The 19,269-nt window shown below is 69.4% G+C and carries 21 protein-coding genes; 13 read left to right on the forward strand and 8 right to left on the reverse strand.

The features are described 5' to 3' along the window. The first annotated feature begins 5 nt into the window (after positions 1-5). The 10 genes from A9976_RS08615 to A9976_RS08660 all read left to right on the forward strand — a co-directional run bounded on the left by A9976_RS08615 (position 6) and on the right by A9976_RS08660 (position 7,726). Positions 6-998 (forward strand): tripartite tricarboxylate transporter substrate binding protein, encoded by a 993-nt coding sequence (locus A9976_RS08615; RefSeq protein WP_183018647.1) that lies wholly within the window; start codon positions 6-8, stop codon positions 996-998. Between the two features lie 22 nt (positions 999-1,020). Continuing rightward, on the forward strand, positions 1,021-1,347 hold the full coding sequence (locus tag A9976_RS08620; RefSeq protein WP_183018648.1) for an aromatic ring-opening dioxygenase subunit LigA: 327 nt from the start codon (positions 1,021-1,023) through the stop codon (positions 1,345-1,347). 1 nt (position 1,348) lies between these two features. After that, on the forward strand, positions 1,349-2,167 hold the full coding sequence (locus A9976_RS08625) for an extradiol ring-cleavage dioxygenase (RefSeq protein WP_183018649.1): 819 nt from the start codon (positions 1,349-1,351) through the stop codon (positions 2,165-2,167). Beyond that, a complete protein-coding gene (locus A9976_RS08630; RefSeq protein ID WP_183018650.1) occupies positions 2,168-2,602 on the forward strand; it encodes a 5-carboxymethyl-2-hydroxymuconate isomerase in 435 nt (144 codons plus the stop codon). It abuts the gene before it with no gap. A gap of 1 nt (position 2,603) precedes the next feature. Beyond that, a complete protein-coding gene (gene hpaH / locus A9976_RS08635; RefSeq protein ID WP_183018651.1) occupies positions 2,604-3,437 on the forward strand; it encodes a 2-oxo-hept-4-ene-1,7-dioate hydratase in 834 nt (277 codons plus the stop codon). A gap of 45 nt (positions 3,438-3,482) precedes the next feature. Next, positions 3,483-4,937, forward strand: coding sequence for an NAD-dependent succinate-semialdehyde dehydrogenase (locus A9976_RS08640; protein WP_183018652.1), 1,455 nt, complete (start codon positions 3,483-3,485; stop codon positions 4,935-4,937). An 18-nt stretch (positions 4,938-4,955) separates the two neighbouring features. After that, entirely contained in the window at positions 4,956-5,777 is an 822-nt protein-coding gene (locus A9976_RS08645; RefSeq protein WP_012202038.1) for an aldolase/citrate lyase family protein, read from the forward strand. An 86-nt stretch (positions 5,778-5,863) separates the two neighbouring features. After that, a complete protein-coding gene (gene hpaR, locus A9976_RS08650; protein WP_183018653.1) occupies positions 5,864-6,352 on the forward strand; it encodes a homoprotocatechuate degradation operon regulator HpaR in 489 nt (162 codons plus the stop codon). Positions 6,353-6,396: 44 nt separating this feature from the next. Further along, positions 6,397-7,032 carry a PolC-type DNA polymerase III gene (locus A9976_RS08655; protein ID WP_183018654.1) on the forward strand — a complete coding sequence of 212 codons (636 nt, stop codon included), beginning with the start codon at positions 6,397-6,399 and terminating at the stop codon, positions 7,030-7,032. 190 nt (positions 7,033-7,222) lie between these two features. After that, entirely contained in the window at positions 7,223-7,726 is a 504-nt protein-coding gene (locus A9976_RS08660; protein ID WP_183018707.1) for a flavin reductase family protein, read from the forward strand. Between the two features lie 56 nt (positions 7,727-7,782). Here A9976_RS08660 and A9976_RS08665 read toward each other — a convergent pair whose 3' ends face one another. Continuing rightward, positions 7,783-8,982, reverse strand: a complete 1,200-nt coding sequence (locus A9976_RS08665; protein ID WP_183018655.1) for a DUF5666 domain-containing protein — start codon at positions 8,980-8,982, stop codon at positions 7,783-7,785. Between the two features lie 148 nt (positions 8,983-9,130). Here A9976_RS08665 and A9976_RS08670 point away from each other — a divergent pair, with 148 nt between their 5' ends. From A9976_RS08670 to A9976_RS08680, 3 genes are read left to right on the forward strand one after another with little or no spacing between them, the layout of a single operon-like run. Then, positions 9,131-9,841, forward strand: a complete 711-nt coding sequence (locus A9976_RS08670; RefSeq protein WP_232245682.1) for a PepSY domain-containing protein — start codon at positions 9,131-9,133, stop codon at positions 9,839-9,841. After that, the gene (locus A9976_RS08675; protein ID WP_183018657.1) at positions 9,841-10,521 is read left to right on the forward strand and encodes a response regulator transcription factor; all 681 of its coding nucleotides are present in this window, start codon (positions 9,841-9,843) and stop codon (positions 10,519-10,521) included. Before A9976_RS08670 ends, A9976_RS08675 begins: the two co-directional genes overlap by 1 nt. Next, positions 10,511-11,848 carry a sensor histidine kinase gene (locus tag A9976_RS08680; protein WP_183018658.1) on the forward strand — a complete coding sequence of 446 codons (1,338 nt, stop codon included), beginning with the start codon at positions 10,511-10,513 and terminating at the stop codon, positions 11,846-11,848. Before A9976_RS08675 ends, A9976_RS08680 begins: the two co-directional genes overlap by 11 nt. A 19-nt stretch (positions 11,849-11,867) precedes the next feature. Here A9976_RS08680 and minE read toward each other — a convergent pair whose 3' ends face one another. From minE to A9976_RS08715, 7 genes are all read right to left on the reverse strand, one after another. Continuing rightward, positions 11,868-12,131 carry a cell division topological specificity factor MinE gene (gene minE / locus A9976_RS08685; RefSeq protein WP_183018659.1) on the reverse strand — a complete coding sequence of 88 codons (264 nt, stop codon included), beginning with the start codon at positions 12,129-12,131 and terminating at the stop codon, positions 11,868-11,870. A 6-nt stretch (positions 12,132-12,137) separates the two neighbouring features. Beyond that, complete coding sequence (gene minD, locus A9976_RS08690) at positions 12,138-12,950, reverse strand: septum site-determining protein MinD (RefSeq protein WP_034397563.1); 813 nt, start codon at positions 12,948-12,950, stop codon at positions 12,138-12,140. Positions 12,951-12,999: 49 nt separating this feature from the next. Continuing rightward, positions 13,000-13,746 carry a septum site-determining protein MinC gene (minC, locus tag A9976_RS08695; protein ID WP_183018660.1) on the reverse strand — a complete coding sequence of 249 codons (747 nt, stop codon included), beginning with the start codon at positions 13,744-13,746 and terminating at the stop codon, positions 13,000-13,002. A 168-nt stretch (positions 13,747-13,914) separates the two neighbouring features. Then, positions 13,915-14,703, reverse strand: coding sequence for a crotonase/enoyl-CoA hydratase family protein (locus A9976_RS08700; RefSeq protein ID WP_183018661.1), 789 nt, complete (start codon positions 14,701-14,703; stop codon positions 13,915-13,917). A 24-nt stretch (positions 14,704-14,727) separates the two neighbouring features. Beyond that, positions 14,728-15,756 (reverse strand): acyl-CoA dehydrogenase, encoded by a 1,029-nt coding sequence (locus A9976_RS08705; RefSeq protein ID WP_183018662.1) that lies wholly within the window; start codon positions 15,754-15,756, stop codon positions 14,728-14,730. 84 nt (positions 15,757-15,840) lie between these two features. After that, positions 15,841-16,998, reverse strand: a complete 1,158-nt coding sequence (locus A9976_RS08710) for an acyl-CoA dehydrogenase family protein (RefSeq protein WP_183018663.1) — start codon at positions 16,996-16,998, stop codon at positions 15,841-15,843. Positions 16,999-17,086: 88 nt separating this feature from the next. Further along, entirely contained in the window at positions 17,087-19,177 is a 2,091-nt protein-coding gene (locus A9976_RS08715) for an acetoacetate--CoA ligase (protein ID WP_183018664.1), read from the reverse strand. Between the last annotated feature and the right edge of the window lie 92 nt (positions 19,178-19,269).

Below are 19,269 nucleotides of genomic sequence, written 5' to 3' on the forward strand. Positions count from 1 at the left end.
AAGACATGCAACGCCGCCATTTCCTGCAATCCGCCGCTGCCAGCACGGCCGCAGCGCTGATGCTCCCGGGCCTTTCCCAGGCCCAGCCCGGCAGCCCGGCCGGCACCTGGCCTGCAAAACCGCTGCGCATCATCGTGCCCTTCACGCCGGGCGGCACCACCGACCTGGTGGCGCGCCTGGTGGGCACCGAGCTGGGCAAGTCCCTGGGCCAGCCTGTGATCGTGGAGAACAAGCCCGGCGCGGGCACGGTGATCGGCGTGGACTATGTGTCCAAGCAGCCGGCCGACGGCTACACCCTGGTGTGCGTGGCCAACAGCTTCACGGCCAACAAGACGCTGGTGAAGAACCTGCCCTACGACACCACGCGCGACCTCAAGCCCGTGGCGCTGATGGGCCTGTCCGAGCATGTGCTGGCCACCCACCCGGGCAGCGGACTGAAGACGCTGGCGGACCTGCGCAGCCGCGCCCGGGCCAAGCCCGGCGAGCTCAGCTATGCCTCGTTCGGCAACGGCACCTCGGCCCATCTTTCGGGCGCGCTGCTGTGCCAGGAGATGGGCATCGAGATGGTCCACATCCCCTACAAGGGCCAGGGCCCGGCGCTGGCCGACCTGCTGGGCGGCCAGGTGGACGTGATGTTCGGCAACTGGCCCGAGTTCCGTGGCCATGTGCAAAGCGGCAAGCTGGTGGCACTGGGCATGGCCACGCGCCAGCGCTCGCAGTTCGCGCCCCAGGTGCCCACGCTGGCCGAGCAGGGCGTGGCGCTGGAATCCAACTCCTGGCAGGGGCTGCTGGCGCCCGGCGCCACGCCCGATGCGCTGGTGCAGCGCATCAACGCCGCCGTGGTCAAGGCCCTGGCCGAGCCCGCCGTGGTGGACGCCTTCGCGCGCGGCGGCATCGTATCGCAGGCCGGCACGGCGCAGCAGTTCGCGGCCTTCGTCACCAGCGAAATCGCCAAGTACGAAGCCATCATCCGCCGCGCCAACATCACGCTGGGCTGAGGCTGGACCACCGGGAGATGCCATGAGCCTGTACACCATGCAGAAATTCCTGTTCCAGCTCAACCGCGAGCCCGTAGTGCAGCGGCGCTTTGCCGAGGACCGCGCCGCGCTGCTGGCCGAGTACGCGCTGGAGCCCGAGGAGTACGAAGCCATGTTCCATGGCGACATCGGCAAGCTCTACGTGCTGGGCTGCAACGGCCAGTTGCTCATGCACTTCGCGCCGCTGCTGGGCATGCCCTGGGCCGACTACCTGCAGGCCATGCGCGATGGCGTGCAAAAGCACGGACCGGTGCGCGCGGGCGTCTACGCCATGACCACCGGGCCCAACGAAAAGATCGCAGGAGTTTGAGATGAGTCTGGTATTTGCAGGCGTTTGCAGCCACGCGCCCGGCATCACGGGCCGCGCACACCTGGCCGATCCGGCCACCAGGGATGCCTTCCATGCCGCCTTCCGCGACATGGGCGCACGGCTGGAGGCGGCGCGGCCCGATGCCGTGATCGTCATCGCGGCCGAGCACTTCGCCAACTTCTTCATGAACAACATGCCGGCCTATGCCATCGGCATGGCCGACCAGTACGAGGGCCCCATCGAGGACCCGGCCTGGCTGGGCATAGAGCGCCACCGCATCCCCGGCAATGCCGAACTGTCGCGGCGCCTGATCACCGAGGTCATGCAGACCGTGGACGTGGCCTTTGCCGAGGAGTGGAAATTCGACCACGGCATCATGGTGCCGCTGCACTTTCTGACGCCGGCCTATGACAAGGACATCATCCCCGTCAACATCAACTGCCAGGGCCCGCCGCTGACGCCGCTGCACCGCGCCTGGGCCTTTGGCGAGGCCCTGCGCCGCGCATGCGACAAGGCGCCCGAGCGCATCGCCATCGTGGGCACGGGCGGCATCTCGCACTGGCCGGCCACGCCCGACTCGGGCAAGGTCAACTGGCAGTGGGACCAGCAGTTCATGGACCGCTGGTGCCGCAACGACCGGGACGCGCTGCTGTCGTACACCGACGCCGAGACCTACCGCGACGGCGGCCAGGGCGGCTTCGAGATCCGCAGCTTCATCGCCGTGGCCGCCGCCGCGCGCGGCGCGGGCCAGGTGCTGTACTGCCAGCCCATTCCCATCTTCGCCGTGAGCTGCACGGCCGCCACCATGGAGGTGGCCTGAATGCCGCACGTGGTCATCCTCTACACGGCCAGCCTGGACGCGCACACCGACATGACGCAGCTGTGCCGCGCACTGGCGGACACCATGCTCACCGTGCGTGCCGAAAACGGCGCCCAGGTCTTTCCCACGGGCGGCACGCGCGTGCTGGCCTACCCCGCGCCGCACAGCGCCGTGGCCGATGGCGGGGCCGCGGGCCGTGCGGCCGGCGGCGATGGCGACTACGGCTTCATCTACATCAACCTGCGCATGGGCCGCGGCCGCTCGGCCGCCGTGCAGCAGCAGGCCGGCGACGCCCTGCTGGCCTGCGCGCGCCGCCATCTGCAGCCGCTGTTCGCGCAGCGCCACCTGGGCCTGACCGTGCAGGTCGATGAAAGCCCGGGCCAGGTGTATGACGGCAAGCACAGCACACTCCACCCTCTCTTTTCCAGGCCTTGAAATGTTTTCCCAAGAACTGTTGACCCAACTGGCCCAGGAGCTCGACCGCAGCGAGAAGACGCGCGTCCAGGTCGAGCATTTCTCCAAGCGCTTTCCCGGCATGACCGTGGAGGATGGCTACCGCGTCTCGCGCGAATGGGTGCGCCTGCAGATCGCGGCGGGCCGCAAGGTGATCGGCCACAAGATCGGCCTGACCTCGCGCGCCATGCAGATATCGAGCCAGATCGACGAGCCCGACTACGGCACCCTGCTCGACAGCATGCTCTACCGTTGCACGCCGGGCCAGGTGCTGGACATCCCGGCCGCCAACTTCATCGCGCCGCGCGTGGAGGTGGAGCTGGCCTTCGTGCTCAAGGCGCCGCTGCGCGGCCCGGGCCTGCCCGGCGGCAAGGAGATCACGCTGCAGGACGTGCTGGACGCCACCGACCACGTGACGCCGGCCATCGAGATCATCGATGCGCGCATCGAGCAGTTCGACCGCCACACCAAGGCCATGCGCAAGGTCTACGACACCATCAGCGACAACGCGGCCAATGCGGGCATCGTGGTCGGCGCCGGGCAGGCTGTTCCCGGGGTGCTTGACCTGCCCTGGTGCGGCGCCATACTGCGCTGCAACGGCGTGGTCGAGGAGACCGGCCTGGCTGCCGGCGTGCAGGGCCATCCCGCCATCGGCGTGGCCTGGCTGGCCAACAAGCTCGCGCCCTGGGGCGAGGCCCTGGAGGCGGGCCAGACCGTGCTGGCGGGCTCGTTCACGCGCCCCGTGGCCGCCCGGGCCGGCGACCTGTTCGATGCCGACTACGGCCCGCTGGGCCGGCTGCAGTTCCGTTTTGTCTAGGCGCCGTCGTCCCGACGCCTGCCCCGCCCTTATTGGAGATTTCCCATGCCGCTTGCCCTGCGCGACCCCAGCCTGCTCAAGAACCTCTGCCTGATCGAGGGCCAATGGCTGGCCGCCGACGATGGCAGCCGCATCGACGTCCACAACCCCGCCACGGGCGAGGCCGTGGGCCATGTGCCCCGCATGGGCGAGGCCGAGACGCAGCGCGCCATCGCCGCCGCCGAGCGCGCCTTCGCCCTCTGGAAGCAGCAGACCGCCGAGGCCCGCGCGCGCCTGCTGCAGCGCTGGTTCGAGCTGATGATGGAGAACCAGGAGGACCTGGCCCTGATCATGACCAGCGAGCAGGGCAAGCCCCTGGCCGAGTCGCGCGGCGAGATCGCCTACGCGGCCTCCTACGTGCAGTGGTTTGCCGAGGAAGCGCGCCGCATCTACGGCTCCACCGTGCCCGCGCCCTGGGCCGACAAGCGCATCATCGTGACCAAGGAGCCCGTGGGGGTCTGCGCCGCGATCACGCCCTGGAACTTCCCGGCCGCCATGATCACGCGCAAGGTCGCGCCGGCCCTGGCGGCGGGCTGCACCATCATCGTCAAGCCCGCGCAGCAGACACCGCTGTCGGCCCTGGCCATGGCCGAGCTGGCCCAGCGCGCCGGCATTCCCGAAGGCGTGTTCAGCGTGATCACGGGCTCCTCGCGCGCCATCGGCGGCGTGCTCACGGCCAGCATGGCCGTGCGCAAGCTGACCTTCACGGGCTCCACCGAAGTGGGCCGCGTGCTGGCCGAGCAATGCGCGCCCACGCTCAAGAAGATGTCGCTGGAGCTGGGCGGCAATGCGCCCTTCATCGTCTTCGACGACGCGGACCTGGATGCCGCCGTCGAGGGCGCCATGGCGTCCAAGTACCGCAACACCGGCCAGACCTGCGTGTGCGCCAACCGCCTGCTGGTGCAGGACGGCGTGTACGACGCCTTCATGGCCAGGCTCAAGGTCGCCGTGCAGGCCCTCAAGGTGGGCAACGGCCTGGAGGCCGGCGTGGGCCAGGGCCCGCTGATCGACCAGGCCGCCGTGGACAAGGTCGAGGAACTGGTGGCCGATGCCGTGAAGAACGGCGCCGAGGTCGTGCTGGGCGGCAAGCGCCATGCGCTGGGCGGCACCTTCTACGAGCCCACCATCCTGGCCAACGCCACGGACCGCATGCGCATCGCCAGGGAAGAGGTCTTCGGCCCCGTGGCGCCCGTGTTCCGCTTCAAGACCGAGGAAGAGGCCATCCGCATGGCCAACGACACCGAGTACGGCCTGGCCGCCTACTTCTACGCCCGCGACGTGGGCCGCGTGTGGCGCGTGGGCGAGGCGCTGGAGTACGGCATGGTGGGCATCAACAGCGGCATCATCAGCACGGCCGTGGCGCCGTTTGGCGGCGTCAAGCAGTCGGGCATGGGCCGCGAGGGCGGCGCCGCCGGCATAGAGGAATACCTGAGCACCAAGTACCTGTGCATGGGCCACTGAGGCCCGGACAATCACACCATGCAGACACCTGTGAACCGCTTCAAGGCCGCCATTGCGGCCGACCAACCCCAGATCGGCCTGTGGCTGGGCCTGGCCGACGCCTATTCGGCGGAAATCTGCGCGGGCGCCGGCTTCGACTGGCTCCTGATCGACGGCGAGCATTCGCCCAACGACACGCGCACCCTGCTGGCGCAGCTGCAGGCCATCGCGGCCTATCCCGACAGCCATGCCATTGCCCGCGTGCCCATGGGACACGGCGAGGTCGGCGAGATGCTGATCAAGCAGTACCTGGACATCGGCGTGCAGACCCTGCTCGTGCCCATGGTGGACACGGCCGAGCAGGCCGCACGCATCGTGCGCGCCGCGCGCTATCCGCAGGCCGACGGCCAGGGCGGCATCCGCGGCATGGGCGGCGCGCGCGCCTCGGCCTGGGGCCGGCGCGCCAACTACGCCCATGAAGCCAACGCCCAGGTCTGCGTGCTGGTGCAGGTGGAGACGCGCCAGGCGCTGGCCCACCTGGACGCCATTGCCGCCACCGAGGGCGTGGACGGCGTCTTCATCGGCCCGGCCGACCTGTCGGCCTCCATGGGCCACATCGGCAACCCCGGCCATCCCGAGGTGCAGGAGGCGATTGCCGACGCCATCGCGCGCATACGCCGCGCGGGCAAGGCGCCCGGCATCCTCACGCCCAACGAGGCCCTGGCGCGCAAGTACCTGGAGCTGGGCTGCACCTTCACGGCCGTGGGCCTGGACACCAGCGTGCTGGTGCAGGCCACCAGCGCCCTGGCTGCGCGCTTCAAGCAGGCAGCGGCCCCCGCGCCGAAAAGCCAGACCTATTGAGGCCCCGGCCTGACAAGGCGCCCGCAACGCCGCTCCGGGGAGGGAGCGGCGGCTGCATAGAATCCAGCCGACAGATGCTGCCGAACATGCCCCAGACCACGCCCTCTTTTGCCCCCGAGCCGCTGCGCGCCTTCTCGCGGTCCCTGCCCATGGCGCTGCTGCGCGCCCGCGAATCGGTCATGGTGCGCTTTCGGCCCATGCTGCGCGCCCATGGCCTGACCGAACAGCAGTGGCGCGTGCTGCGCGCCATGGCGGCAGTCACGCACAGGCTGCGGCCCATGGAACTGTCGCAGTCCACCTACATCAGCATGCCCAGCCTCTCGCGCCTGCTCAAGACCCTGGAAGGCCGGCAGCTGGTGGAGCGATCGCGCCACGCCAGCGACATGCGCGGCGCGGAGTTCGAGCTCACGGCGGCCGGCCACGCCATCGTGGCCGAGATCGCGCCGCACTCCTCCGAGACCTATGCCGAGATCGAGCGCCTGGTCGGCCATGACGAGATCGAGCAGCTCTACGCCCTGCTCGACCAGGTCGTGCAGCGCCTGGGCGCGGCCGACGGCAGCCAGGCCGAGGAATAGCCGCCCCGGCACGCCGGTCGGGCACTGCCGGGCACAATCGCCCCATGCCGCAGCCGATTGCCGTCATCGACTTTGAAACCACGGGCATGGCGCCCGCCCAGGGCGCGCGTGCCACCGAGGTCGCCATCGTGCTGATCGAGGGCGGCAAGGTGGTGGACCGCTTCCAGAGCCTGATGCGCACGGGCGCCTGGATACCGCCCTTCATCACGCGGCTGACCGGCATCACCAATGCCATGGTCGCAGCCGCCCCGCCCGCCGAGGAGGTGATGCGCGATGCCGCCCGCTTCGTGGGCAGCGCGCCCATGGTGGCACACAACGCGGCCTTCGACAGCAAGTTCTGGCAGTCCGAGCTGGCCCTGGCCGGCGAGGCCGCGCCCCAGCCCTTTGCCTGCACCGTGCTGCTGTCGCGCCGAATCTACCCCGAGGCGCCCAGCCACAGCCTGAGTCGGCTCACCGCCCACCTGGGCCTGCCCGTGGCCGAGCGTGCCCACCGGGCGCTGGCCGATGCCGAGATGGCCGCCGCCCTGCTGGCGCGCATGCAGCAGGACCTGTGCCGGCGCCATGCGCTGGCCTGGCCCGAGCATGCCCTGCTGATGCAGCTGCAGCGCTGCACACGGGCCCGCATGACGGCCTGGCTGAAAGAAAACGCCGCGCCCGCCCAGATGAGCATGGCGCTGTGAGCCGGCATCGTGCACGCAAGGCAAAGACCTCCCTGGCAGAGTCCCCATCGGCCGCTTCTGCCGGCATCCGCACCCATAATGCAAGGTTGCTGCCCGGCTTCGGGCGCCCGTCCCAAACGCTGCAGCCCTGCTGCGGCCTTGCTGCCGCCTGGTTCTTGCACCCGTGAATTCCGCACTGCCTCCTGCCGCCATGGCCGCCCTGCCTTCCCAGTCCCCGTTCTCGTCGCGCGAGTTCCGCGACGCGCTGGGCCAGTTCGCCACGGGCGTGACCATCGTCACCGCACGCAGCCCGCAGGGCCATCCGGTGGGCGTCACGGTGAGCTCGTTCAACTCCGTCTCGCTCACGCCGCCGCTGGTGCTGTGGAGCATGGCGCTGTCGGCGGCCTCGCTGCCCGTGTTCCAGCATTGCTCGCACTACGCCATCCACGTGCTGTCGGCCTCGCAAAAGCCCCTGGCCGAATTGTTCGCGCGCAAGGGCGTGGACCGCTTCGCCAACACCGCCTGGCGCAGTTCGGCACAAGGCGTGCCGCTGCTTTCCGAAGCCACCACCGTCTTCGAGTGCCGCAACCGCCATCGCCATGAAGAAGGCGACCATGTGATCTTCATCGGCGAGGTCGAGCAGTGCAGCCACCAGGCCGGCCACACGCCCCTGCTCTACCACGCAGGCCGCATGCACACGGGCGGACTGGGCTGACACCAGGCCAGCCCCTCGGTGCTGATCGCCGACCTGCTGGCGGCGAACGCGAACCCTCAGTCGAACTCGACCTCGGTGGCCACCACCATCGCGCCATCGGACGAGAGCCGGCCCTTGACCTCCACCACGCGCCCCACGGCAATTTGGGCGGCGCTGCCATCCTCGAAGCGTGCATTGCGATAGTCCACGCGCACGCCGCGCAGCTCGAAGATGCCGGCCAGGCTGTCGACAGCGGTGATGCGGCCCTCGATCTCGAAGCCATCGTCACTGTCCAGCCGCAGCTTGCGTTCGACCTCGGAGGCGCGAAGCACCCCGTCCTGGAACACACCCTCGACCTCGACCAGGTCGCCCACGGCAAGCCCTGCGGGCAGGCGTGTGGCGCTGCCCGCGTCCACGCTCAGGCCGTCCACGACGAAGCGGGTCGGCGAGTCCATGCGGGTGATATGGCCGGTGACGTCGGCCTCCACGCCCGCCTGTTCGGGCAGCGTGGGGCGCTGCACCGACAGTGCGGTGGCCACCCACAGGCCGGCGGCATCGGGCTGGCGCGCCAGGCGCAGGCTGACCACGTCGCCGGCAGCCAGCGCGGCGGCAACCTGCACGCCGCTCCAGTTGACGACGGCCTCGCCGATGCGCAGGGTGCGGCGCGACGCGTCAACGGCATCGACAGGCGCGCGCAGGCGCCAGGGCTCATCGGCGTTGTCCTCGATCTCGACGCGGCTGGCAAGAATACGGCCCTGTGCGTCGCGCAGGCCGTGGATTTCCAGCACACGGCCGACCTGCAGCGCCGCTGCGCGGCCGTCCTCGAACACCGTGGCCGCATCGACGATCACGGTCTGGCCCAGTACGGTCAGCCGGTCGCCCACGACCGCGCTCAGCGGACCTTCCAGGTCGCTGCGCACAAGAATCTGGCGGGCCATGGCGCGCGCCACGCCATCGCTGCCGGTGGTCACGGGGCCGGCCGTGACATTGACCGCCATGCCCAGCTTGAGCGCATCGCTGACCAGCAGGACGCCATCGCCATCGGTGATCCGGGCCTGGCGCTCGTCATACCGTACCCCATTGACCAGGATGGAGCCGAAGCCGTCAATGGTGCCCGACGCATAGCTGGCGCTGGGAGTGACCGGCGTGGGGGCGGGCTTGTCAGCCCCGCCGCCGCCACCGCCGCAGGCGGCCAGCAGCACGGACAGCGAGAGCGCACCGGCGCCCAGGGTCCGGTGCAATGGCGGGGCAGAGCGGGAAAAGCGAAGAGAATGCATGGTGTTCGATGCCAGAAAGAAACAGATGAAAAGGCACCGCGGCGAGGCCGTCGGTGCAACCGCCTGCAGTGTCGGCAAAGGCTTCTAAACCGCACATGAATGGCGCGTTCATGCACTGTTTAAGAACGTGGACATAAGATTCGTGGCCGTGAAATTCCGCCTCGCAATTGCTGCCTTGCTGGCCCTGCCGCTGGCATCCGCCTCTGCCGCCCCGCCAGCGGAGCATGAAAGCGTGCGCCGCGAGGTGCAGTCAAAGCGCCTGCGGCCATTGGCGGAAATCCTCCAGGACGTGCAGCAGCGCCACAAAGGGCGCGTCATCGACATCGAACTCGAGCGCGGGTCCGACGGCCGGCGCTGGTACGAAATCAAGCTCGCCAATGGCCAGCGCACGGAGATCTATGTCGATGCAGTCACGGGGCAGGACATCCCACGGCCGGGCGCGACCACCGCCATGCTGATACCCATGTCCGCCGTGGTGGCAGCCGTCACCCGCTTGCATCCCGGCACCGTGCTGCAGGTCGAACTGGAGGAAACACGCGGCCCCAGGCCGTACTACGAGATCCAGCTGCTCACGCGCGAAGGCCGTGAGCAGTTGCTGCGTGCCGACGCCCAGACAGGCCGCATCCTGGTGGAGCCTCCCCTGAACCGGGAGCAGGCCGCCACGCTGCAACCGCTGCCTCGCATTCTTGAGGAGCTGGAGCGCAAGTACCAGGCCCGCGCCACAGAGGCCGAGCTCAAGTTCGACCCCCGGCAGCGCGCCTACTATGAGATCGAGTTGCAGTTGAGCGCCGGCCGCAGCATCGAAGTGCATGTGGATGCGTACAGCGGCCAGCCCATCGAAGAGGACGGACTGCGCTGATGCGGGTGCTCATCGTCGAAGACGACGCCGATCTTGCTGCAGGCCTGCAGGCCATCCTGCAGGAGGCCGGCATGCTGGCCGAGTGCTGCGCGGACGGCCGCCTCGCCCAGGAACTGGGCAGCGTCGAGCACTATGACGCCGCCTTGCTAGACCTGGGACTGCCAGGACAGGACGGCGTCTCGGTGCTGCGCCATTGGCGCGAGCAGGGCCGCTCCTTTCCCGTGCTGGTGCTCACGGCTCGCAACCGCTGGAGCGACAAGCTCACGGCCTTCCAGGCCGGCGCAGACGACTACCTGACCAAGCCCTTTCTGCACGAGGAGGTCGTCACGCGGCTGCGCGTGCTGCACCGGCGCGCAGCAGGCAGCAGCCGGCCCCTGCTGCAGATAGGCCCGCTGGCCTACGACACCATGGCAGACCGCTTCACGCTCGAAGGACGGCCGCTTGCGCTGACCGCGCAGGAGCAACGCATCCTGAGCTTTCTGGCCAACCGGCATGGACAGCTCGTCAGCCGCGCCGACATCAGCGAGCATGTCTACGCACGCGACCTGGACCCGGACTCCAACACCGTGGACGTGCTGGTCGGCCGCATCCGCCGCAAACTGTACCCGCATGGCCTGATCCATACCGAGCGGGGACGGGGCTTTCGCCTGCAGCAGGCCAACGGCGACCATGCGTCCTAGGCACTGGGGCCTGTCGGAGCGCCTGCTGGCACTGAGCCTGGTGGCCACGCTGGCCTGCGGCACGGCCGCCAGCTGGGTGCTGCGCGAGCAGTTGCACGAGGCGGTGCTGCGCAGCTTCAAGGCCGGCCTGCAGGACCGCGCCGAGCGGTTGCAGGCCGAGCTGCAGTCCCCGGCCGCCCTGACCGGACAGGGCACGCGGCTCAATCGTGGCGAGTTCGGCCGTATCTTCTCGGGCTGGTACTGGACGCTGGAGCAGGACGGACGGCTGCAGCAGTCGCGCTCGGTCTGGGACGACAGCCTGGACCTGGACGACGCCCGTCCCTGGCACCCGCACAAGAGCGGCGAGACGCTGCTGTCGTTGCGCGGGCCGCAGGGGCGCGAACTGCTGGGCCTGCGCCGCAGCTTCGATGTCGCGGGCCGGCCCGTACAGTTGCATGTCTTCGGCCCGCTGGACGGTACGCGCCAGGAATGGCGCCGCATCGACCGCATCCTGCTGGTCACCGAGCTGGGACTGGTCGCCGCGCTGCTACTGTGCACGGTGGCGCTGGTGCGCCTGGGATTGCAGCCGCTGCGCAGCCTGCAGCAGGCGCTGCAGGACATGGAAGACGGCACGCGCACGCAGTTGGGGCGGCACTTCGGCCCCGACCTGGACCCGATTGCCGAGGCCGTGGACCAGGTGCTGCAGCGCAATGCCCAGGTCGTGGAGCGCGCACGCCACCAGGCAGCCGATCTGAGCCACGCGCTCAAGAAGCCTCTGGCCGTGCTCGGCATACAGGCACGCGACCATCAGGTGGATGGCCCATGGCTGCGTGACCAGGTACAGGCCATGTCCCACACCATCGACCGCCATCTGGCGCGTTTCGCCAGCGGCGCCGGCAGCGCCGGCAGCGTGGCACTGGACGAGGTGCTGGCGCGGCTGCTGGATGCCATGCGCCAGATCCACGCCCAGCGGCGCCTGTCCTGGTCCATCCAGACGCCCACGCCGCTGCCCGGCCATGGGCTGCGCTGGCGCGGCGCGGCCTCGGACCTGGAGGAGATGGCGGGAAACCTGCTGGACAACGCCGGCAAGTGGGCGCGCAGCCGCGTCACGCTGGTCGTGCGCCAGGATGGCACGACGACGCTGCTGCAGATCGATGACGACGGCCCAGGCCTGGCGCCGCAGCATCTCGCGCAGGCCATGGAGCGCGGTGTCCGCTTCGACGAACAGGCCCAGGGCCACGGCCTGGGCCTGGCCATCGTGCGCGACATCGCGGAGACCTATGGTGGATCGCTGGAGATGGGACCGAGCCCGCTGGGCGGGTTGCGCTGCACGCTGCACCTGGGCTGAGCACGGCGCCGGGCGACGTTTAACGCGAGGCGTCGGGCAGCTCGATCTTGACTTCGAGCACTTCGAGGTTTTCCTGGCGCTCCAGGTGCACCTTGATGTCGTTGACGTCGATGTCCACGTACTTGGAGATCACCGCCATCAGTTCCTTTTGCAGCGCCGGCAGGTAGTCGGGGCCGCCGCCGCTGCCTCCCACGCGTTCGCGCGCGAGGATGATCTGCAGGCGCTCCTTGGCCACCGAGGCCGTCTTCTTCTTTTCTCCGAGCAGGAAAGAGAGCATGGACATGGCCGCTTACCTCCCCCCGAACATGCGTTTGAAGAAGCCGGGCTTTTGCGCTTCGGTGAAGCGCATGGGCTTTTCCTCGCCCAGGAAGCGTGCCACCACGTCCTGGTAGGCCTCGGCCACGTCCGAGCCCTGCATGTGCACGGCGGGAATGCCCTGGTTGGAGGCCTGCAGCACGGTTTCGGACTCGGGCACGACGCCGATCAGCTCGATGCGCAGGATGTCCTGTATGTCCTCCAGCGACAGCATCTGGCCGTCCTGCACGCGATTGGGGTTGTAGCGCGTGATCAGCAGGTGCTCCTTGACGCTCTCGCCCGCGATGGCGCGCGCGGTCTTGGAGCTGAGCATGCCCAGGATGCGGTCGGAGTCGCGCACCGAGGAGACTTCCGGATTGGTCACGACCAGGGCCTCGTCGGCAAAGTGCATGGCGATCAGGGCGCCGCTTTCGATGCCGGCCGGCGAGTCGCAGATGATGTACTCGAAGTCCATGCCCGACAGGTCGTCCAGGATCTTCTTGACGCCGTCCTGCGTCAGCGCATCCTTGTCACGCGTCTGGGAGGCGGCCAGCACGAAGAGGTTGTCGCACTGCTTGTCCTTGATCAGGGCCTGGTTGAGGTTGGCCTCGCCCTGGATGACGTTGATCAGGTCGTAGACCACGCGGCGCTCGCAGCCCATGATCAGGTCCAGGTTGCGCAGGCCCACGTCGAAATCGATGACGGCGGTCTTGTGCCCGCGCAATGCGAGGCCCGATGCGAAGCTGGCGCTGGTGGTGGTCTTGCCCACGCCACCCTTGCCGGAGGTCACGACGACTATTTTGGCCATGTTTGCACGGTTCCTTAAAGACTGGAGAGCAAAGAAGAGGGGTCCGGTGTCATACCGGCTCGATGAGGATTTTCTCGCCGTCGAGACGCACCTTGGCGGGCCTGGCAGCCACGTCCGCCGGGAGATCGGTCTCGATTGTGCGATAGATGCCGGCAATCGACAGCAGCTGTGCTTCCATGCAGGTGCTGAAGATGCGCGCCTCGGTGTTGCCGCGTGCCCCGGCGATGGCCCTGCCGCGCAGCGGCGCGTAGACATGGACGTTGCCGTCGGCGATGACTTCGGCGCCATAGCTGACCATGGCCAGCACCACGATGTCGGTGCCGCGCGCATAGACGCGCTGGCCCGAGCGCAGCGGCTTGTCCACGATGAGGGCGTCGGCCTGGGGAGCAGGCACCTCGCGCACCACCTCGATCTCGCGCACGACTTCCTGGATCTCGACTTCGGGCACGGTGGGCCGCACGGGGGCTGCCTCGGGCGCGGGCGCCAGTCCTGCGGCACGCGCCGCCTCCATCTGGGCCGGGCTGCCGCCGCGCACGGCCACGGGCACGGTGTGGTGGGAGCGCAGCGCCTGGACGAGCACGGCGAAGTCGATGGCCTGTTCGGCCTCGCGCACATGGGCCAGGTCGATCAGTACGGGGTCGTTGTCGAAGAAATCCGGGTCGTCGGCCAGGCGCTGGGCCAGGTCGGCCACGAGCACGCTGACATCGGTGTCCCGCAGGGCCACGGCCACCACGGGCAGCTGCGCGCTCTTGAGGTCGAAGCTGGGGCGGGCAGTACTCGTCGTTTCAACGGCCATGGGACTGGGAGTGCGGTGGATGGGAGAGTTGCCTCTCGACGCGCAAAGTGTACTGTGTGCGCAGTACATGGGCGCCCACTCCCGCCGGGAGGCCGGCACCGGGGAGTGTCCATTTGTGTTGTGTCACATACGGCCCATGCCCCCGTGGCGGGGGCCGGGCGGGCCCGGTCACTGAAACCGGGGCTTACGCTTCTCCACGAAGGCCATCACGGCCTCGCGGTGGTCGGCGGTCTTGTGGGCCAGGGCCTGGTAGCCGGCGGACAGCTCCAGCAGCGATTCCAGCGTGCTGTGCTCGCCCTCGCGCAAGAGGCGCTTGGTCATGCGCATCACGGCGCCGGGGTTGGCGGCGATCTTGTCGGCCAGCACGCGCGCCGTGGGCAGCAGCTGGTCGGCGGGCACGACACGGCTGACCAGGCCGCAGGCCAGGGCCTGCTGCGCGTCGATGGCCTCGCCCGTGAACGCCATCTCGGCCGCCTTGGCGCGGCCCACGGCGCGCGGCAGCAGCCAGGCGCCGCCGTCCCCGGGGACGATGCCCACGCGCACGAAGCTCTCGGCAAAGGTGGCCGTCTCGCTGGCGATGCGGATGTCGCACATGCAGGTCAGGTCCAGCCCGGCGCCGATGGCCGGGCCGTTGACGGCGCAGATCAAGGGCACGTCCAGCTGGTTGAGCGCGCGCGGTATGCGCTGTATGCCCTGGCGGTATTCCTCGCGGATGGCGTCGGGCGTGAGCGCGTCGTCGAAGAAGCGCTGCATGTCCTTGACGTTGCCGCCCGAGCTGAAGATGGGGCCGGCACCCGTGAGGATCACGGCCTTGACCGAGGCATCGCGCCGGATCTCGTCGCAGACCTGCACGAATTCCTCCACGGCCGTGTTGCCCGTGAGCGCATTGCGCGTCTCGGGCTGGTTCATGGTGAGGGTGAGGATGGCGCCGTCGCGCGCGATGTTCAGAAAGGGCATGGATGGGGTTCCTTCGAGAGCCTGTCAGGCGGTGATATCGGCGGTGATATCGGTGGTGGAGCGGATCAGATCCAGGGTGCTGCCCGCGTGGCCATGGACCAGCGCGGCACCCGCCACGCCATGCCAGTACGACTCGGAGCCGGCCGTCTGGCGCCAGGCATGCAGGCGGCGCGTGAGCAGTTGCAGGTCGTATTCCTCGGTGAAGCCCATGGCGCCGTGGATGGCGTGGGCCGCCTCGGCCACGGCCGGCGCGGCCTGGCTGCAGCGCGCCTTGGCCACGGCCACGCGCAGCCGCTCGGGGAAGATGCCCTGCCCCGCGCAGCCCAGCCGGGCCGCCATGCGCGCGGCGAAGACATGCTCGCTCATCACCGCCAGCTGGTGCTGGATGGCCTGGAACTTGCCGATGGGGCGGCCGAACTGCTGGCGGTCGTTCGCATACTGCAGCGTGCGCTGGAACACCTCCATGAGCGCGCCCGCCAGCTGCGCTGCCACCAGGCCGGCCTGCAGCGTGCGCAGGTCCAGCCCACCCGGCAGGGCGATATCGGGAGCAGGCGCCGCGCGGACCTGGTCGGCGCTCCAGCGCAGGTTCACGTCCAGGCAGAAGGCCGCCGGCTCGGACTGCGCCTGCGCCACGGGCAGCAGGCTACAGCCCTGCGCATGCTGCACCAGCACGCTGTCCGCCACCGCGCCCAGGCGCACGGGTGCGCAGTGCAGGCTGCCATCCGGCTGGAGCAGGCCTTGTGCCAACGCGATGGCACCTGAAGGGTGCTCGGCGCCCTCCCCCGCCAGCAGCGCGCGCGCCAGCATGGTCTCGCCCAGCGGCACGGGCAGCGCATGGGCGCCGGCCTGCGACCACACATCGAACAGCTGCGCCAGCGCCAGCCCCGCGCCGCCCGCATCCTCGGGCACCAGGGCATCGGCAAAGCCAGCCTGCTCCAGCGATTGCCACAGCGCCCGGGGCGAGCCCCCGGCCTCGATGGCGCGCACCCGCGCGGGCGTGCACTCGCCCTGCAGCAGCTGGCGTGCGGCATCGGCAAACAAATCGTCTTCCATGTCTCTCTCCATTCATGACACATGACGCCAGGCCTTGGGCGTTCCGTTTGAAACTGGCGCACCCCAACTCAGGGGGAACCTTATTCAACGCAGGCCGAGGCCACGCGCGATCATTCCGCGCAGGATGTCGCGCGTGCCGCCGCGCAGCGAATACGAAGGCGCAACCTCCGTCACGTAGTTGAGGGTGCGCAGCAGCTCCAGCGGAACCTCGGACGCCTCGCGTGCGAACAGGTCGTCGGCGATGGCGGCGGGAATGGACTGCTCCAGCGTCGTGCCCAGCTCCTTGACCAGGGCCGCCTCGACGATGGGGCTTTCGCCGCGCACCAGCTTGTCCTGCACGGCCACCGACATGGCGCGCAGCGGGGCCAGCTCGGTGAACACGCGGCCGGCCAGGCGCAGCGCGCCTTCGCTGCGCTCGCCCGTTGCACGCAGCCAGGCCAGCCATTCGTCGAACAGCACGATGCTGGAGAACAGCCGCTCGGGCCCGCTTCGCTCGAAGGCCAGCTCGGCCGTGACCTGCTCCCAGCCCTGGCCTTCCTGGCCGATCAGGGCGTCGGGCGGCAGCTGCACGTTGTCGAAGAAGACTTCGCAGAAATGGCTGTCGCCCGAGAGGTCGGTGATGGGCCGCACGGTCACGCCCGGCAGCGACAGGTCCACGATGACCTGGGACAGCCCCTTGTGCCGGTCATCCGCCTCGCCCGAGGTGCGCACCAGGGCGATCATGTAGTGGCAGTGGTGGGCGTTGGTGGTCCAGATCTTCTGGCCGCTGAGCACGAAGCCCTTGCCGTTTGGCGCGGCGCGCGTCTTCACGCTGGCCAGGTCCGAGCCCGCGCCCGGCTCGCTCATGCCGATGCAAAAGAAGGCCTCGCCCCGGCAGATGCGCGGCAGGTAGAACCGCTTTTGCGCCTCGGTGCCGTACTTGAGGATCAGCGGGCCGCTCTGGCGGTCGGCAATCCAGTGCGAGCCCACGGGCGCGCCGCAGGCCAGGTATTCCTCCACCAGCACATAGCGCGTGAAGGCGCTGCGTCCGCCGCCGCCGTACTCGCGCGGCAGGGTGACGCCTATCCAGCCCTTTTCGCCCAGTTGCCGGCTCAGTTCGGCGCTGTAGCCGCCCCAGGAGCGCGCACGCACATGGGGCGGCAGGCCGCGTATGGCCTGGGCGAGGAAGGCGCGCACCTCGGCGCGCAGGGCTTCGTCCTCGGCAGGGATGCGGGTCAGGGCAAGGGAATCAAGCACGCTCATTGCAGGGCTCCATGGTTGGACCCCACTCTAGGCAGCCGGTCTGTCGCAGTCCAATATTAAAAACCACGCCACTGATACCGTTCGCATATCAGACGGCCGCCTGCCCCGCCTCTTGCACTGCCGCCTGCCTTTTGGCGTGCTGCGCCGCAAAGCCCACATACCAGTCCAGGCAGCCCGGGTTGGCCATGGCCTCCTTGTTGACCACCTTGTCCAGAGGCTGGCCCAGCATCAGCTTCTTGATGGGCAGCTCCTGCTTCTTGCCGCTGAGCGTGCGCGGGATCTCGGCCACCTGCACGATGTCGTCGGGCACGAAGCGCGGCGACAGGGCCTGGCGGATGGCGCCCTGCAGGCGGGCGCGCAGGGCGTCGTCCAGATCCACGCCCGGGCGCAGCACCACGAACAGCGGCATGTAGCTTTCGCGGCCCAGGTATTCGAGGTCCACGACCATGGAGTCCAGCACCTCGGGCAGGGCCTCGACGGCGCTGTAGATCTCGCTGGTGCCCATGCGCAGGCCGTGGCGGTTGATGGTGGCGTCGCTGCGGCCGTAGATGATGCAGCCGCCCTCCGGGAGGATGCGTATCCAGTCGCCGTGGCGCCAGACCGGGCCCATGGAGGCGGGGCCGTCGCCGCCGCCGGGCGCGCGGCCATGGCCGGCCGGGTACATGTCGAAGTAGCTGGACAGGTAGCGCTTGCCGTCCGCATCGCCCCACAGGTACAAGGGCATGGAGGGGATGGGCTGGGTGCAGACCAGCTCGCCCACCTCGTCGATGACGGGCTGGCCCTGCTCGTTCCAGGCCTCGACGGCCGCGCCCAGCTGGCGGCATTGCATGATGCCGGGCTGCTGGGGCAGCTCGCGGTGGCCGCCGATGAAGGCGCCCGCAAAGTCGGTACCGCCGGAAATATTGTTCCACCAGATGTCAGGCCGCCCCATGCCTGCGAACTGCGCCGTACCCCAGCTTTGCACCTCCGGCGACAGCGGCGAGCCCGTGGTGCCCAGGCTGCGGATGCGTGACAGGTCGCCGCACTGCGCCAGCTCCACGCCGGCCTTCATGCAGTTGGCGTAGAAGGCCGCGCCCGAGCCGAAGCTGGTCACGCCGGTCTCGGCCGCGAAGCGCCACAGCACGCCCCAGTCGGGCCTGTCCTTGCTGCCGCCGGGGCTGCCGTCGAAGATCACGCAGGTGGTGCCGCCCAGCAGGCCCGAGACCTGGGCATTCCACATCACCCAGCCCGTGGAGCTGTACCAGTGGTAGCGCTCGCCCCAGCTGTTGGGGTGGTAGCTGCAGCCCACGTCGTTGTGCAGGGCCTTGAGCTGCAGGGCCACCAGCACCATGCCGCCATGGCCGTGGACGATGGGCTTGGGCAGGCCGGTGGTGCCGCTGGAGTAGACGATCCACAGCGGGTGGTCGAAGGGCAGCCATTCGGGTTCGAAGGCCGCCGTGGCCGCGTCGTCGCGCGCCGTGACCTGGCCGTAGTCGGCGGCATCGGCCAGGCTGGCCTGCAGGTCCAGGTTGGGCACAAGGACCACATGCTCCACGCTGGGCAGGCCTGCGCGCAGCTCCGCCAGCACGGCCATGCGGTCGATATCGCGCCCGGCGTAGTGCACGCCATCGACGGCGATCAGCGCCTTGGGCGCGATCTGGCGGAAGCGGTCCAGCACCGCGTTGGTGCCCATGTCGGGCGCGCAGATGCTCCAGACGGCGCCCAGGCTGGCCGTGGCCAGCAGGGCGACCATGGCCTCGGGGATGTTGGGCAGGTAGGCAGCCACGCGGTCGCCGCGGCCCACGCCCTGGGCCTTCAGGTGCAGGGCCAGGGCGGCGACCTGCCGGCGCAGGTCGGGCCAGGACAGTTCGCGGTGGCGGCCCGTCTCGTTGCGGCTGACCACGGCGGGCATGCCGGCCGCATGGGCGGCATCCACATGGCGCAGCGCCTGGCGCGTGTAGTTGATCTGGGCACCCGGAAACCACTGGGCGCCGGGCATGGTGTTGCGCTCCAGCACGGCCGTGTGCGGCGTGGGCGACTGCAGCGCGTTGTAGTCCCAGATGCTTTGCCAGAAGGCGTCCAGGTCGGTGACCGACCAGCGCCACAGCGCGTCGTAGCTGTCGAACTGCAGGCCGTGGCGCTCGCGCAGCCAGTCCTGGTACAGGCGGATCTGGGGGATGAAGGCAGGGATATGGCTCATAACCGGCCACGGTACGCGCGCGCTGCCCGCGAGCCCAGACGGGAAAGCCACTAGCCTGGCACCTGGGCGACAAAGTCTGCGGGCCGGATCGC

This window comes from Delftia sp. UME58, assembly GCF_014170385.1.
GTDB lineage: Bacteria > Pseudomonadota > Gammaproteobacteria > Burkholderiales > Burkholderiaceae_C > Comamonas > Comamonas acidovorans.

Bases quoted from the DNA above. Each gene is read 5' to 3' on its own strand.
- A9976_RS08615 (WP_183018647.1), top strand. From the start codon at position 6: ATGCAACGCCGCCATTTCCTGCAATCCGCCGCTGCCAGCACGGCCGCA.
- A9976_RS08620 (WP_183018648.1), top strand. From the start codon at position 1,021: ATGAGCCTGTACACCATGCAGAAATTCCTGTTCCAGCTCAACCGCGAG.
- A9976_RS08625 (WP_183018649.1), top strand. From the start codon at position 1,349: ATGAGTCTGGTATTTGCAGGCGTTTGCAGCCACGCGCCCGGCATCACG.
- A9976_RS08630 (WP_183018650.1), top strand. From the start codon at position 2,168: ATGCCGCACGTGGTCATCCTCTACACGGCCAGCCTGGACGCGCACACC.
- hpaH (WP_183018651.1), top strand. From the start codon at position 2,604: ATGTTTTCCCAAGAACTGTTGACCCAACTGGCCCAGGAGCTCGACCGC.
- A9976_RS08640 (WP_183018652.1), top strand. From the start codon at position 3,483: ATGCCGCTTGCCCTGCGCGACCCCAGCCTGCTCAAGAACCTCTGCCTG.
- A9976_RS08645 (WP_012202038.1), top strand. From the start codon at position 4,956: ATGCAGACACCTGTGAACCGCTTCAAGGCCGCCATTGCGGCCGACCAA.
- hpaR (WP_183018653.1), top strand. From the start codon at position 5,864: ATGCCCCAGACCACGCCCTCTTTTGCCCCCGAGCCGCTGCGCGCCTTC.
- A9976_RS08655 (WP_183018654.1), top strand. From the start codon at position 6,397: ATGCCGCAGCCGATTGCCGTCATCGACTTTGAAACCACGGGCATGGCG.
- A9976_RS08660 (WP_183018707.1), top strand. From the start codon at position 7,223: ATGGCCGCCCTGCCTTCCCAGTCCCCGTTCTCGTCGCGCGAGTTCCGC.
- A9976_RS08665 (WP_183018655.1), bottom strand. From the start codon at position 8,982: ATGCATTCTCTTCGCTTTTCCCGCTCTGCCCCGCCATTGCACCGGACC.
- A9976_RS08675 (WP_183018657.1), top strand. From the start codon at position 9,841: ATGCGGGTGCTCATCGTCGAAGACGACGCCGATCTTGCTGCAGGCCTG.
- A9976_RS08680 (WP_183018658.1), top strand. From the start codon at position 10,511: ATGCGTCCTAGGCACTGGGGCCTGTCGGAGCGCCTGCTGGCACTGAGC.
- minE (WP_183018659.1), bottom strand. From the start codon at position 12,131: ATGTCCATGCTCTCTTTCCTGCTCGGAGAAAAGAAGAAGACGGCCTCG.
- minD (WP_034397563.1), bottom strand. From the start codon at position 12,950: ATGGCCAAAATAGTCGTCGTGACCTCCGGCAAGGGTGGCGTGGGCAAG.
- minC (WP_183018660.1), bottom strand. From the start codon at position 13,746: ATGGCCGTTGAAACGACGAGTACTGCCCGCCCCAGCTTCGACCTCAAG.
- A9976_RS08700 (WP_183018661.1), bottom strand. From the start codon at position 14,703: ATGCCCTTTCTGAACATCGCGCGCGACGGCGCCATCCTCACCCTCACC.
- A9976_RS08705 (WP_183018662.1), bottom strand. From the start codon at position 15,756: ATGGAAGACGATTTGTTTGCCGATGCCGCACGCCAGCTGCTGCAGGGC.
- A9976_RS08710 (WP_183018663.1), bottom strand. From the start codon at position 16,998: ATGAGCGTGCTTGATTCCCTTGCCCTGACCCGCATCCCTGCCGAGGAC.
- A9976_RS08715 (WP_183018664.1), bottom strand. From the start codon at position 19,177: ATGAGCCATATCCCTGCCTTCATCCCCCAGATCCGCCTGTACCAGGAC.